The following is a 14078-nucleotide window of genomic DNA, read 5'->3' as shown; positions in this document are numbered from 1 at the left end:
CGACGGCTGCCGACGACGGCGGTGACCGACCACCACGACGCACAGCCGCCGGTGCCTACAGTGCGACGTGCCCACCGCGCCCCCGTCCCGTCCCCGCCTCGTGGGCGTCGACCTCGCCCGCGGCGTGGCCGTGCTCGGCATGGTGACCGCGCACGTCGGTCCCGACGGCGACGGCCTGCTGCCGTGGGGGGACCTCCTGCAGCTCGCCGACGGCCGGTCCGCCGCCCTGTTCGTGGTGCTCGCCGGCCTGGGGCTGGCGCTGCTGTCCGGCGGCGACCGGCTGCCCGACGGCGTCGACCTGGTCCGGGCCCGGGTCCGGGTCCTCGTGCGGGCGGTGCTCCTCGTCGGCCTCGGGCAGCTCCTGGTGCTGCTCGGCACGCCCGTCGTCGTCATCCTCGGCACGTACGGGGCGCTGTTCGTCCTCGGGGCCGCCGCGCTCCGGCTGCCGCCGCCCGCCCTGCTCGCCGCGGCCGCGGGGACCGCGCTCGTGGGACCCCTGCTGCGCGAGGCGTTCTCCCCCCTGTCGACCGGCGGCGCGTCGCCGGCCACGCTGTGGGACGTCCTCGTCGGCCCCTACTACCCGGCGGTGACGTGGGCGGCGTACCTGCTCGTCGGGCTCGCGCTGGGTCGGACGGACCTGCGCGCGCCGGGAGCGCGGCGGCGGCTCGCCGTGGCCGGGCTGGTGCTCGTCGTCGTCGGGCACGGCGGGTCCTGGGTCGCGGAGCGGGTGCTCGGTCTGCCGACGGCGCTGGTGACGACCGAGCCGCACTCCTCGACGACCGCGGAGGTCGTCGGGAACACCGGCGCGGCCCTGCTCGTGCTGGCGGGCTGCCTCGTGGTCGCCGCACGGGCGCCGCGGCTCGTCGCCCCCGTGGTCGCCACCGGGGCGCTGTCGCTCACCGCCTACAGCGGGCACCTCGTCGTCATCGCGGCGCTCGGTCCGGACGCGGTCTGGGAGCCGACGACGGGCACCTGGCTCGCCCTGTCCCTCGGGGTGGTCGCCGCGTGCTGGGCATGGTGGGCGACCCTGGGGCGCGGCCCGCTCGAGACCGTCCTGCACCGGGTGTCGGTGCGTGCCGCAGACGTGCGCCCCCGGTCCGAGGCCCCCGCACGGCCGCCTACCCTGGGGCGGTGAGCGCCGCACCCGTCCGGACGGAGGTCGTGCTGGCCCCCGAGGAGTGGGCGGCGCGGACCGACGCGCACGCGACCCGGGCCGACGCCGCGACCGCCGGCCACCGCGCCCGTCGCGCCGCCGGCGGGGAGCGGCACCCGGTCGAGGACTTCCTCTACGAGTACTACCCGACGCGCCCGGCCCAGCTACGACGCTGGCACCCCGGCACCGGGACCGCCCTCGCCCCGGGCGCCGACGGCCCGGCACCGCAGGGCGCCTGGCGCTGGTACACGACGGACGCCGACGGGTCCGTCCGGCTCGACCGCGCGGCGTTCCTCGCCGACCGCCGCGAGGGCGTGCGCTTCGTCGCCGGACTGCTCGCCGCCACGGCCGCGCGGCCGGCCTTCACGGGGTGCTTCGGCCTGCACGAGTGGGCGATGGTGTACCGCGACGGCGGCCGCACCCGGCACCCGCTGCCGCTGCGGCTCGGCCCGGCGGGCACGGACGCGGTGGTCGAGGGCCACCGGGTCCGCTGCTCGCACGCCGACGCCTTCCGCTTCTTCACGCCGGCGGCGGTCCCGCGCAACGAGCTGCAGCCGACCCGCGAGCGCCAGGTCGCCCTCGAGCAGCCGGGCTGCCTGCACGCGGGCATGGACGTCTACCGCTGGGCGACGAAGCTCGGCCCGGCCGTGCCCGGGGAGCTGCTCCTGGACGCGTTCGACCTCGCGCGGGAGATCCGTGTGCTCGACATGCAGGCCTCGCCCTACGACGTCAGCGGCCTCGGGCTCCCGCCCGTCGCGATCGAGACGCCCGAGGGCAAGGTCGAGTACGTGCGGCGCCAGCGCGGGTTCGCGCAGCGGTCGGCCGAGCTGCGGCGGCGGCTGCTGGACGTGTGCGCCGCGCTCTAGGTGCACCCAGCCGTCAGGCGGCCGCGGCCCGCCGCTCGCGCTCGGCGACGAGCTCGCCCGGCACGTCCCCCTGCGCGGCCAGCAGCCAGCGGATCGCCCGCGTGCCGACGTGCCCCGCGGCCGTCGCGGCGGTCGTGGAGAGGCGACCCGGCGCCGCGACGTCCAGGTCCGCGAGCGCCCACGCCGGCAGCGAGCCGAGCGCGGCCCGCACGAGCAGGCCGTAGCCGGGCCGCACGACCCGCGGGATCGGTGGCTCGTGCAGCATGAACTGCGCCGCCTCCCGGGCCGCGACGGACGGCCCCAGCACGGGCCGGAACGCCGCGATCGCCTCCGCCACGCCCGCCACCGTCTCCGGCACGCGCGAGGCCCCGAGCGCGCGGGCGACGCGCGCCGCCTGGAAGACGTAGGCGTCGGCCTCGTCGTCGTCGAGCGGGGCGACGCCGTACTGCTGGTGGGTGCGCAGGAAGCTGTCCACCTCGGCCACGTGGACCCAGCGCAGGAGGTCGGGGTCGTCGGCGCGGTAGCGCGTGCCGTCGGGCGTGCGGCCGGCGATGCGGGTGTGGATGCGCCGCACCTGGTCCACCGCCGCCTGCGCGTCGTCCGCGGTGCCGAAGGTCGTGACGGCCAGGAAGGTGCTCGTGCGCGCCAGCCGTCCCCAGGGGTCGCCGCGGTAGCCCGAGTGGTCGGCGACGGCCGCCATGGCGGCCGGGTGCAGCGACTGCAGCAGCAGCGCGCGCAGCCCCCCGACGAACATCGACGCGTCGCCGTGCACGCGCTGGATCGGCGAGCCCGGCTCGAACCAGCGCGGTCCCGGGGTCGCGTGGATGCGGTGCCGGTTCTCCGCCCCGTCCGGGCCGGCGACGCGCACGAAGAGGGCCGTGCCGGCGCGCCGGCGCAGCTCGGCGGGGCTCGGCCACCTCGTGTCGGTGCTCATCGGGGACATCCTCGCCGGGGGCGCGGGTCCCGGCGACGCCCTCGACGGGCCGTCTCAGCACCGGCACAGCGCCGGCACCTGCGCACGCTCCTCCGTCGGCCTCGCCGCCGGCCCGCGCAGCCGTGTCGGTGCCGCCTGGGAGACTGGCCCCGTGACCGCCCTCGACGCCGCCGCGCCGCGCCCCGCCGCCGCCACCCGCACGCTGGCCGACCGCGTCCCCGCCGACCCGCACGACCCCGACGCCCTGTACGAGGCGTTCACGGGCTGGGCGCTGGACCGCGGCCTGACCCTGTACCCGCACCAGGAGGAGGCGCTCCTGGCGCTGGTCACGGGCGCGCACGTCGTCGTCAGCACGCCCACGGGCTCGGGCAAGTCCCTCATCGCCGCGGCCGCGCACTTCACAGCCTTCGCGCAGGGCCGGCGCACGGTCTACACCGCCCCGCTCAAGGCCCTCGTCTCCGAGAAGTTCTTCGACCTCGTGCACGCCTTCGGCGCCGCGAACGTCGGGATGATGACGGGCGACTCCGCCGTCAACGCCGACGCCCCCATCCTGTGCTGCACGGCCGAGATCCTCGCCAACGTCGCGCTGCGCGAGGGGGCCGCCAGCAGCGTCGGGCAGGTCGTCATGGACGAGTTCCACTTCTACGCCGACCCGCAGCGCGGCTGGGCCTGGCAGGTCCCGCTCGTCGAGCTGACGCGCACCCAGCACGTCCTGCTCTCGGCCACGCTCGGGGACGTGTCGTTCTTCGTCGACGACCTGCGGGCGCGCACCGGGCGCGACGTCGCGGTGGTCGCCGACGCCGAGCGCCCGGTCCCCCTGTCGTTCGCCTACGCCGTCGAGCCGCTGACCGAGCTGCTCGACGAGCTCGTCACCACCCACCGCTCCCCCGCCTACGTCGTGCACTTCACCCAGAAGGAGGCGGTGGAGCGCGCGCAGGCGCTGCTGTCGACCCCGCTGGCGTCACGCGAGCAGCGCGACCGCATCGCCGACGAGCTGGGCAGCTTCCGGTTCGGGCCCGGGTTCGGGCGGACGCTGTCCAAGCTGCTCCGCCACGGCGTCGGCGTGCACCACGCCGGGATGCTGCCGCGCTACCGCCGCGTCGTCGAGCGGCTGACGCAGCGCGGCCTGCTGCCGGTCGTCTGCGGCACGGACACCCTGGGCGTCGGCATCAACGTGCCGATCCGGACGGTCGTGCTGACCTCCCTCGTCAAGTACGACGGCGTGCGCATGCGGCACCTGTCCGCGCGGGAGTTCCACCAGATCGCGGGCCGCGCCGGCCGGGCGGGCTACGACGTGCTGGGCGAGGTGGTGGTCATGGCGCCGGACCACGTCATCGAGAACCGCAAGCTCCTGGCCAAGGCGGGCGACGAGCCGAAGAAGCTCAAGAAGATCGTCCGCAAGAAGGCCCCCGAGGGCCACGTCAACTGGACCGACAAGACGTTCGAGCGCCTGCGCGACGCGCCGCCCGAGCCCCTCACCTCCAGCTTCCACGTCACCCACGCGATGGTGCTCAACGTGCTCTCGCGCCCGGGCGACCCGGTGGCCGCCATGGCCCACCTCCTGCTGGACAACCACGAGCCGCCGTCGGCGCGCATGCGGCACGTGCGGCGGGCCGTCGACGTCTACCGGTCCCTCCGCGCGGCGGGCGTCGTCGAGCGCGTCTGGGTCGAGGACCCGGACGCGCCGAAGGGCCGCCGCAGGACGGTGCGGCTGACCCGGGAGGTGCCGGCGACCTTCGCGCTGAACCAGGCCCTGTCGCCGTTCGCCTACGCGGCGCTGGACCTGCTGGACCCCGAGGACCCCGGCTACGCGCACGACGTGGTCTCCGTCATCGAGGCCACGCTCGACGACCCGCGCCAGGTGCTCATGGCGCAGGAGAACCGGGCCCGCGGCGAGGCGGTGGCCGCCATGAAGGCCGAGGGCATCGAGTACGAGGAGCGCATGGCCCTGCTCGAGGGCGTCACCTGGCCCAAGCCCCTGGCCGAGCTCCTCGAGACGGCCTTCGCCACCTACCGCCGCACGAACCCGTGGGTGGCGGACCTCGCGCTGTCCCCCAAGTCGGTGGTCCGCGAGATGCACGAGCGGGCCATGACGTTCCCCGAGTACGTGTCGGCCTACACGCTGGACCGCACGGAGGGCGTCCTGCTGCGCTACCTGGCCGACGCCCTGCGCGCGCTGCGCCAGACCGTCCCGGCCGAGCGCCGCACCGAGGACCTGCACGAGCTGGTGGAGTGGCTCGGCGACGTCGTCCGGCGCACCGACTCGAGCCTGCTCGACGAGTGGGAGCGCCTGGCCAACCCCCTGGACGAGCCGGGCGCGGTCACCCCGGGCGGCACGGATGACGACGAGCCGGAGCCGCTGACGGCGAACCCCCGCGTGCTGCGCGCCCTGGTGCGCGGGGCGCTGTTCCGTCGCGTGGAGCTCCTCGCGCAGGAGCGGTACGCCGCCCTGGCGGCCCTGGGCGACCTCGACGAGGACGGCGCGCCGTGGGACGCGGACCGATGGGCAGCCGCCCTCGACCCCTTCTACGACGAGCACGACGAGGTCCTCACCGGCCCCGCCGCCCGCGGCCCGGCCCTGTTCCAGGTGACGCCCGAGCGGGGTCCGGGCGGCGCCGAGGTGCGCTGGCGGGTCCGCCAGGTGCTCGACGACCCCGCCGGCGACCACGACTGGCGCATCGACGCCGTGGTCGACCTCGCGGCCACCGATGCCGCCGGCGAGGTCCGGCTGCACGTCGTCGCCGTCGGCGCGCTCTGACCCGGTGCCGGCAGGACCGGCCGGCGCTCCTCGGCGCGCCGGCCGCCCGTCCCGCCCGCGTCCAGGTGCGGTAAGCGCTGCCCACGAGACGGGCGGAAACTCAGCCGCAACTTTCTCTGGACAACGGTTTCGACATCGTTTTCACTCAGAGGGTCCACCGCACGGTCACAGGGGCAGCGACGCCCCACGCGCGGTGCTCGCGAGGGAGCGAAGCGGATGACTTCTGCACGACCACCACGCCGGACCCTGGGAGCGGGCGTCGTCGCGCTCGCCCTGGCGGCCGGCACCGTGCCCGCCACGGGCCTCGTCGCCTCGGCGGCCGACCCCGTCCCCGTCCTGACCACGGACTTCTCGGACGGCTCCTGGGCCCCCTGGACCCAGAACGGCAACCCGACCCTGTCGGTCGTCGACGTCGAGGGCGACCCGGCCCTGCTCGTCGCCGGGCGCGCCGCCGACTACGACGGCATCAAGACGCCTCCCGGGCTGCTCGCACCCGGCGGGCAGTACACGTTCACCATGGACGTCCGGCTCGCCGAGGGCACGGCCGGCAGCGCGGGCGTGCGGTTCGTCGCCGAGCCCAGCTACACCTGGATCGGCCCGACCACGATGACCGCCGACGCCTGGACCACGGTCACGGGCACCTACACGGTCCCGGCGGACGCCGACCCGGCCACGGCCCGCGTCTACCTGGGCACGGACGCCCTCTCGACCGGTCCGGAGGCCTACTCCTACCTCGTCGACGACATCGCCATCACGGGCACCGCGGTGACCGGCCCCTGGACGCCCACCCCCGACCCGTCCTTCGTGACCGGCGGGGCGACCAACCCGGTCACCACGCCGGTCACCGCCGCACGTGGGACCGGCGACGTCGCGGCCCTGACGTTCGACGACGGCCCCAACCCCGGCGAGACCGACCGTCTGCTCGACTTCCTGGCGGCGAACGAGCTCACGGCGACCTTCTGCGTCATCGGCCAGAACATCCAGGCCGAGGGCGGGGCGGCGCTGCTGCGCCGGATGGTCGACGAGGGCCACACCCTGTGCAACCACACGACGTCCTACGCGGACATGGGCGCCTGGGGCGAGGCCGAGATCGAGGCCGACCTCAAGGCCAACCTGGCGGTGATCCGCGAGGCGCTCGGCGACCCTGCCTACCCGGTGCCGTACTTCCGCGCCCCGAACGGCAGCTGGGGGAAGACCCCCGCCGTCGCGGTCGCCCTGGGGATGCAGCCGCTCGGCGTCGTCAACGTCATCAACGACTGGGAGACCCAGGACGAGGCGACGCTCACGACGAACCTGCGCGCGGCGCTCAAGCCCGGGGAGCTCGTCCTCGTGCACGACGGCGGCGGTGACCGCACCGCGAGCGTCGCGGCGGTGGAGACCGTCGTCGGCGAGCGGCTGGCGGAGGGCTGGACCTTCGGCCTGCCGGCCGGCGGCATCACCACCACCACGGGCCCGGTGCTCGTCAGCGACTTCGAGGACGGCCTCGGCCCCTGGGTGCCCCGCGGCGACGCCGACGGTGACCCGGTCGTGGCCGTGACCACCACGCAGGCGCACGGCGGGGCGCAGTCGGCGCTCGTGTCCGGCCGCACCACGCAGGGCGACGGCATCGGGGTCGACCTCACGGGCCTGGTGTCCGCGGGCACGACCTACGAGATCAGCGTCTGGGTGCGGATGGCCGACGGGTCCGCCGCGGACGACGTCTGGCTGAGCCTGGCGCGCACGGCGGGCGGCACCACGTCGTACGACACGGTGGCCCAGCTCCCCGACGTGACCTCCGCAACCTGGTCCGAGATCACCGCCACCTACACCGTGCCGGAGGGCGTCGAGAGCGCGTTCCTCTACCTCGAGACCTCGTACAACGGCGGCGGCTCCGACCCGTTCCTCGTCGACGACGTCGTCATCGCGCCGCAGGGCGCCCCGGTCGTCGAGGAGCGCACGCCGCTGAAGAGCACGGTGGACTTCCCCGTCGGCGTGGCGATCGACTCGCGCGAGACCAACGGGGCGGCCTCCGAGCTGCTGCTGCGGCACTTCGACCAGATCACGGGCGAGAACCACATGAAGCCCGAGGCCTGGTACGACGAGGAGCGCACGTTCCGCACGCACCCGGAGGCGCAGGCCCTCATGGCCTTCGCCCAGGAGGAGGACCTGCGCGTCTACGGCCACACCCTCGTGTGGCACAGCCAGACGCCGGCGTGGTTCTTCCAGCACGAGGACGGCACCCCGCTCACGACGAGCGAGGCCGACAAGACGCTGCTGCGCGAGCGCATGCGCACGCACATCACGTCCGTCGCCGAAGCCCTCAGCACGGGCGGCGGCTACGGCCTGTTCGGCTCGCCCGAGAACCCCGTCGTCGCCTTCGACGTCGTCAACGAGGTCGTCTCCGACGGCCGCGGGGAGGCCGACGGGCTGCGCCGGTCCGAGTGGTACCGGGTCCTGGGCGAGGAGTTCATCGACCTCGCCTTCCGGTACGCCGACGAGGCGTTCAACGGGACGTACGCCGACCCCGGCGCCGACCGCCCCGTGACGCTGACCATCAACGACTACAACACCGAGCAGGTGGGCAAGCAGGGCCGCCTGCACGACCTCGTCGAGCGCCTGCTGGCGCGCGGCGTGCCCGTGGACGCCGTCGGGCACCAGTTCCACGTGAGCCTGGCGATGCCCGTCTCCGCGCTGGAGGACGCGATCGTCGCCTTCCGGGACCTGCCGGTGACGCAGGTCGTGAGCGAGCTCGACGTCACGACGGGCACGCCGGTGACGCGGGCCCTGCTCGTCGAGCAGGGCTACTACTACCGCGACGTGTTCCGGGTCTTCCGCGAGCACGCCGAGGACCTGTTCTCCGTCACCGTCTGGGGCCTGACCGACGGCCGCAGCTGGCGCAGCGCGAACGGCGCCCCGCTGCTGTTCGACGACGCCCTGGCGGCGAAGCCCGCCTTCCTCGGCGCCGTCGACGAGGAGCTGCCCGCGCCGCTGCGCACGGCGCTGGCCTTCGCCGGCGACGTGCCGCTCGACGCCGGCGCCACCACCGCCCCGGCGTGGGCGCAGCTGCCGCTGCAGGAGGTCGCCGGTGCGACGGGCTTCTCCGTCCGCTGGAGCCCCGACCACCTCACGGCCTACGTGCGCGTGGAGGACGGCGACGTCGAGGCGGGCGACGCGGTGACGTTCACTGTGGGCGACGCGACGACGACCGTCGGCCGGGACGGGACGGTGACGTCCGGACCGGGCACCGCCGTGGCGTCGCCGGTCGGGGGCGGCTGGGCCGTCGTGGCCCACCTGCCCCTCGACGCCGCCGCCGAGGGGGACCTCGTCGCCTTCGACGTGCGCGTCACCGACGGCGCCACCACCACGGGCTGGGCCGGCGAGGGCGACACGGGCACGCTGACGCTCGTCGAGCCGCTGTCGGTCACGCAGGTGGTCCAGGCGCCGCAGGCCCCGTCGGTCGACGGGATCGTCGACGCCGCGTGGGCCACGGCCACCTCGTTCCGCACCGAGAAGACGGTCTCCGGTGCCACGGACGGGGCGCGGGCGACCGTCCGGACCCTGTGGGAGGGCGACACGCTGTACCTCCTCGCCGAGGTCGCCGACCCGACGCTGGACGCCACGGGCTCCGACCCGTGGATCCAGGACTCCGTCGAGGTCTTCCTCGACGCGGGCAACGTCAAGAACGGGCCCTACCGGTACGACGACACCCAGGTCCGCATCTCCTACGAGAACGCGGTGTCCTTCGGCACGGGCGACGAGGCGTTCCAGCAGGCCCGCGTCACGAGCGCGACGCAGGTCGTCGACGGCGGGTACGTCGTCGAGGCCGCGATCGGGCTCGTCGACCAGGGCGGGCTGGGCACCTTCCACGGCCTGGACGTGCAGGTCAACGACGCGACGGCCGGAGCCCGCACCGCCGTGACGTCGTGGGCCGACCCGACCGGCCTGGGCTACCAGACCACCGAACGGTGGGGCGTCGCCGAGCTCGTCGGCCCGCCGGCCGAGCCGGAGCCCGTCCTCGACCCGGTGGTCGACGTCAGCCAGGTGATCGTGTTCGGCGGTGACCGGGTCGCGGTCGCGGTGACGGGCTACCGCCCGGGCACCACGGTCGACCTCACGCTCCAGGGCCTGTGGCCCTCGCAGCGGGTGCTCCCGCTCGGCGCGGTGCAGGTCGGCACCGACGGCACCGGCACGACGACGGTGACCATCCCGCGGCGGGCCGGGGTCGGCCTGTACGCGATCACGGGCACGCAGGACGACCTGCGGGCCGCCGACGGCGTGCTCGTCCTGCCGTCGCGGCCGTCCTGGCTCGGGTCGGCGGCACGCTGACCGCCTGAGCCGTGACCGCGCGAGGCGCGGCGTCCCCGGGCAGGGGGCGCCGCGCCTCGTCGCGCGAGCCGTGCCGCGGACGTCAGCGGACGGCCGGGACGTCCAGCAGCCGCCGCGCCGCGACGCCGACCGCCGCGGTGTACGTCGGGTACGCGAACTCGACCCGCGCGAGCGTGGCCACGTCGACCCCCGCGGCCATCGCGGTCGTCACCGACTGGATGACCTCCACCGCGCTCTCCCCCACCGCGTGCGCCCCCAGCAGGTACTCACGCCGCCGGTCGGCGACGAGCTTGAGGAAGCCCCGCGGGCGGTCGTCGATGACGGGCCGCTCGAGCTCGGCGAGCTCCACCAGCGCGACGACGCAGTGCTCGTCGCGCTCGCGCGCCTGCTCCTCCGTGAGCCCGACGTCGGCGTAGTCGGGGTCGGTGAACCCGCCGGCGGGCAGCAGGTGGTGCGGCGCCCGGACGGTCGTGCCGAGCACGGCGTTGCGGGCGGCCGCCTCCGCCTCGGCGTTCGCCGCCTGCACGAGCATGGCGGTGCCGTTCGCGTCGCCCGCGACGTACACGTGCCCGACGTTCGTCGCCAGGTACTCGTCGACGGGGATCCGGCCCCTGCCCACCTCGATCCCCGCGTCCTCCAGGCCGAGGCCCTCGACCGACGCCGGCCAGCCCGCGCACATGAGCACCGCGTCGACGACCACGTCCTCGTCGCGCCCGTCCGCGCGCCAGCTCAGCCGGATGCCGTCGTCGGTGCGCTCCAACGCGGTGACGGTGTCGATGCCCGCCTCGACCCGGACGCCCTGCTCGCGGAAGGCCTGGGCGACGTGCGCCGAGACGTCCGCGTCCGTCTGCGCGAGGATCCGGGGCGCCACCTCCACCAGCGTCACCTCGCTGCCGAACGCGTTGAAGATCGTCACCAGCTGGGCGCCGGTGTTGCCCGCGCCGATGATCCCCACGCGGCGCGGCAGCTCCGGCAGGTCGAGGACGTGCTCCGGCAGCGTCGCCAGCTCGGCGCCCGGCACGGGCAGCACGCGCGAGTGGCCCCCGACGCACAGGACCACCCGCTCGGCGCGCACCTCGCTCGTCGTGCCGTCGGCGGAGGTGACGACGAGGTCGTGCGGCCCGGTGAACCGGGCGCGGCCGTGCAGGACGTCGACCCCGGCAGCGGCGAAGCGCCCGAGGTCGTCCTTCGACCCGCGGACGCGCTCCACCGTCGCGCGGACCCGCTCCACCGTCCGCGGCCAGTCGATCTGCTGCTCGGTCACGGAGATCCCGTACGCGTCGGCCGTCCGGACCTCGCGCATGAGCCGAGCCGTCTTGGCCAGCACCCGCGTGGGCACGCAGCCGGAGTTCACGCAGGTGCCGCCGGGCGGACCGGACTCGACGACGGCGACCCGGGCACCGAGGTCGGCCGCGCGCAGCGCCGCGGCCGTGCCGGCGGGTCCGGCTCCGACCACGAGGACGTCGTAGGCATCGCTCACGGCGACGACTCTCGCCGGTGACCGCCACGCCGGCCACGCGGGCGGCGCCCGTCCGGGCGACGCGTCCTCACCCGCCTGCCAGGAACGCCCGCCCGGCGTGGCCGATTGCCCGCCGGGCCGCCGGACGTGACACCATCGGGGACGAGCACGCACCGTCGGGCCGGACACGGGTGCCGGCACCACGACGAGCCGCGTGACGAGCAGCGCGACGAGCGCCGTGGCGGATCCGTCCACGAGCGCGCCGGACCGCCTCGTCCGGGCGGCGTGCGCCGCGGCACGCCGCGCCGCCGACACCGGAGCGGCCGGCCGCCGCGGGCGGCGTGGGCCGTGCCGTGGCGCGCGCCCGCAGAAGGAGGAGATGTGGCACGACCAGGCCGACAGCGGTCGGGCGGCGCACGCACGGAGAACGGCGCCCAGCGCCGCCGTCCGGTGCGTCCTGCCGAGCGCGGGCTCATCCCGGTGCTGTCCGGGATCGCGCGTGACGTCGACCGCGCGGTGCAGCGCCCGCCGGTCCGTGCGGGCGTGCGCACGCAGTTCCAGGTCGTCGCCCTGCTCGTGCGCCAGGAGCGCGCTCGCCTCCTGTCCGACGAGGGGCCCTCGGGCTCCCGCCGCGCGGCGCAGCTGAAGCAGCTCGACGCCGTCGCGACGTCCCTGGCCACCACCGCTGCGCGGGACACCTCGCTGCTGGCGCTGCTGGCCGAGGACGCCCCCGTGTCGGAGGCGGCGCGGGCGTACACCCGGACCGTGCTGCGCGCCGGCGGGCAGGAGCCCCCGGAGGAGCCCGAGCCGGCCGCACCCGTGGCCCCGGCGCCGGACGCGGAGCCGGCTGCGGCGCCCCGGACCGTCGTGCCGCGGTCCGTCGTCGCGCGGCGCCTCGCCAACCCCTTCCTGGCCCCCGACTTCGAGGCCGCCGCCGAGCGGGTCCTCCCCCGTCCGCGCCGGCTGGCCGGGTGGGAGCTGCTCGAGCCGCTGTTCCGCTCCTTCGAGCAGGCGGGTGCCGGGGCGCCGGCCTGCATGCCGCTGCCCGACGCCCGGCCCGTGCCCACACCCCCGGGCCGCGAGCTCATGCCCCACCAGGCCCAGCTCGTCGCGGCCGCGGCGCGCGGCCACCGCACCTTCCTCCTGGCCGACGAGCCGGGTCTCGGCAAGACGGCCCAGGCCCTGCTGGCAGCGCGCGCCGCCGACGCCTACCCGCTGCTCGTCGTCGCGCCGAACGTCGTCAAGACGAACTGGGCGCACGAGGTGGGGCTCTGGACGCCGCAGCGCCGGTCCACCGTGGTGCACGGCGACGGGGAGGACATCGACGGGTTCGCCGACGTCGTCGTCGTCAACTACGAGCTCCTCGACCGCCACGTCGGCTGGCTCGGCGAGCACGGGTTCCGCGGGATGGTCGTCGACGAGGCGCACTTCATCAAGAACACGGGGTCCCAGCGCTCGCGGCACGTCCTGGCGCTGGCCGACCGCATCCGCGAGCGCCAGGGCCGCCCGCTGCTCATGGCGCTCACCGGGACGCCGCTCATCAACGACATCGAGGACTTCCGGGCCATCTGGCAGTTCCTCGGCTGGATCGACGAGACGATGCCGCGCGGCGCCCTGCTGACCGCGCTCGAGGAGACCGGGCTGACGCCCGCCGACCCGGGCTTCGCCGCCGCGGCGCGGTCGAGCGTCATCGACATGGGCATCGTGCGCCGCCGCAAGGTGGACGTCGTCGAGGACATCCCCGCCCGCCGGGTGGCGGACCTGCCGGTCGAGCTCGACGGCGCGGCCGGCCGCTCGATCCGTGCCGCCGAGGCGGCGCTGGCCCGTAGCCTGGTGCAGCGCTACCGCGCGGCCCTGGAGATGCGCGTCGGCGCGGCCGCGGCCGCCTCCCACGGGCACGACCTCGACCGCGAGCTCGTCCGGCGCGTCGCGGCCGCCGAGCTGCGCGAGTCGAGCGGCGAGACGGGCGGCGAGAACGTGTTCTCGCTCGTGCGGCGGATCGGCCAGGCGAAGGCCGGGCTCGCGGCGGACTACGCCGCCCAGCTCGCGCGCAACGTCGGCAAGGTCGTCTTCTTCGCCAAGCACGTGGACGTCATGGACGCGGCCGAGCAGACCTTCGCCGACCGCGGCATCCGCTACGCCTCCATCCGCGGCGACCAGACGACGAAGGTGCGCGAGCGCAACGTCGCCGCGTTCGTCGAGGACCCGGACGTCGCCGTCGTGGTGTGCTCCCTCACCGCGGCCGGCGTCGGCCTGAACCTGCAGGTCGCGTCGAACCTCGTCCTCGCCGAGCTGTCCTGGACCGACGCGGAGCAGACGCAGGCCATCGACCGAGTGCACCGCATCGGCCAGACCGAGCCCGTCACCGCCTGGCGGGTCGTCGCCGCCCACACCATCGACCAGACCATCGCGGGGCTCATCGACAGCAAGAGCCACCTGGCCGCGCGGGCGCTGGACGGCGCGGAGGACCTCGACGACGACGCGGCCACGTCGGTGCAGCTGGAGGCCCTCGTGCGCCAGCTCACGGACGCCCTCGCAACCGAGGGCGTCGTCTGACGCCGACACCGGCCGCGGACCGGGCCCCGACGACCTGGACGGAGCCC

General features: G+C 75.7%; 7 protein-coding genes. 5 read left to right on the top strand and 2 right to left on the bottom strand.

Annotation, left to right across the window (positions count from 1 at the left end):
• Nucleotides 1–67: 67 nt before the first annotated feature.
• Complete coding sequence (locus AC2TDM_RS06630; RefSeq protein ID WP_239078585.1) at nucleotides 68–1135, top strand: heparan-alpha-glucosaminide N-acetyltransferase domain-containing protein; 1068 nt, start codon at nucleotides 68–70, stop codon at nucleotides 1133–1135.
• Nucleotides 1132–2019, top strand: a complete 888-nt coding sequence (locus tag AC2TDM_RS06625; protein WP_484636195.1) for a 3-methyladenine DNA glycosylase — start codon at nucleotides 1132–1134, stop codon at nucleotides 2017–2019. The genes AC2TDM_RS06630 and AC2TDM_RS06625 overlap by 4 nt, the downstream gene beginning before the upstream one ends.
• A 13-nt stretch (nucleotides 2020–2032) precedes the next feature.
• On the opposite strand, the gene AC2TDM_RS06620 is transcribed toward AC2TDM_RS06625, so the two are convergent.
• A complete protein-coding gene (locus tag AC2TDM_RS06620; RefSeq protein ID WP_090032836.1) occupies nucleotides 2033–2953 on the bottom strand; it encodes an oxygenase MpaB family protein in 921 nt (306 codons plus the stop codon).
• A gap of 151 nt (nucleotides 2954–3104) precedes the next feature.
• On the opposite strand from AC2TDM_RS06620, the gene AC2TDM_RS06615 reads away from it, so the two are divergent.
• Together AC2TDM_RS06615 and AC2TDM_RS06610 are read left to right on the top strand one after the other, a co-directional pair.
• Complete coding sequence (locus AC2TDM_RS06615; RefSeq protein ID WP_484636194.1) at nucleotides 3105–5711, top strand: DEAD/DEAH box helicase; 2607 nt, start codon at nucleotides 3105–3107, stop codon at nucleotides 5709–5711.
• A gap of 216 nt (nucleotides 5712–5927) precedes the next feature.
• Nucleotides 5928–10016 carry an endo-1,4-beta-xylanase gene (locus AC2TDM_RS06610; protein ID WP_484636193.1) on the top strand — a complete coding sequence of 1363 codons (4089 nt, stop codon included), beginning with the start codon at nucleotides 5928–5930 and terminating at the stop codon, nucleotides 10014–10016.
• Nucleotides 10017–10098: 82 nt separating this feature from the next.
• Here the strand turns inward: AC2TDM_RS06610 and AC2TDM_RS06605 are convergent, their stop codons facing one another.
• Nucleotides 10099–11496 (bottom strand): dihydrolipoyl dehydrogenase family protein, encoded by a 1398-nt coding sequence (locus AC2TDM_RS06605; RefSeq protein WP_484636192.1) that lies wholly within the window; start codon nucleotides 11494–11496, stop codon nucleotides 10099–10101.
• 360 nt (nucleotides 11497–11856) lie between these two features.
• Here AC2TDM_RS06605 and AC2TDM_RS06600 point away from each other — a divergent pair, with 360 nt between their 5' ends.
• Nucleotides 11857–14031 (top strand): DEAD/DEAH box helicase, encoded by a 2175-nt coding sequence (locus AC2TDM_RS06600; protein ID WP_484636191.1) that lies wholly within the window; start codon nucleotides 11857–11859, stop codon nucleotides 14029–14031.
• Nucleotides 14032–14078 lie beyond the last annotated feature (47 nt).

The sequence above is a fragment of the Cellulomonas sp. plas2 genome (genome assembly GCF_057221735.1).
Note: the sequence above shows the minus strand (reverse complement) of the source record. Positions and strands in the feature narration are given on the sequence as shown.

Excerpts from the sequence above, each read along its gene's own strand:
- AC2TDM_RS06620 (WP_090032836.1), bottom strand. The coding sequence starts at position 2,953 with ATGAGCACCGACACGAGGTGGCCGAGCCCCGCCGAGCTGCGCCGGCGC.
- AC2TDM_RS06610 (WP_484636193.1), top strand. The coding sequence starts at position 5,928 with ATGACTTCTGCACGACCACCACGCCGGACCCTGGGAGCGGGCGTCGTC.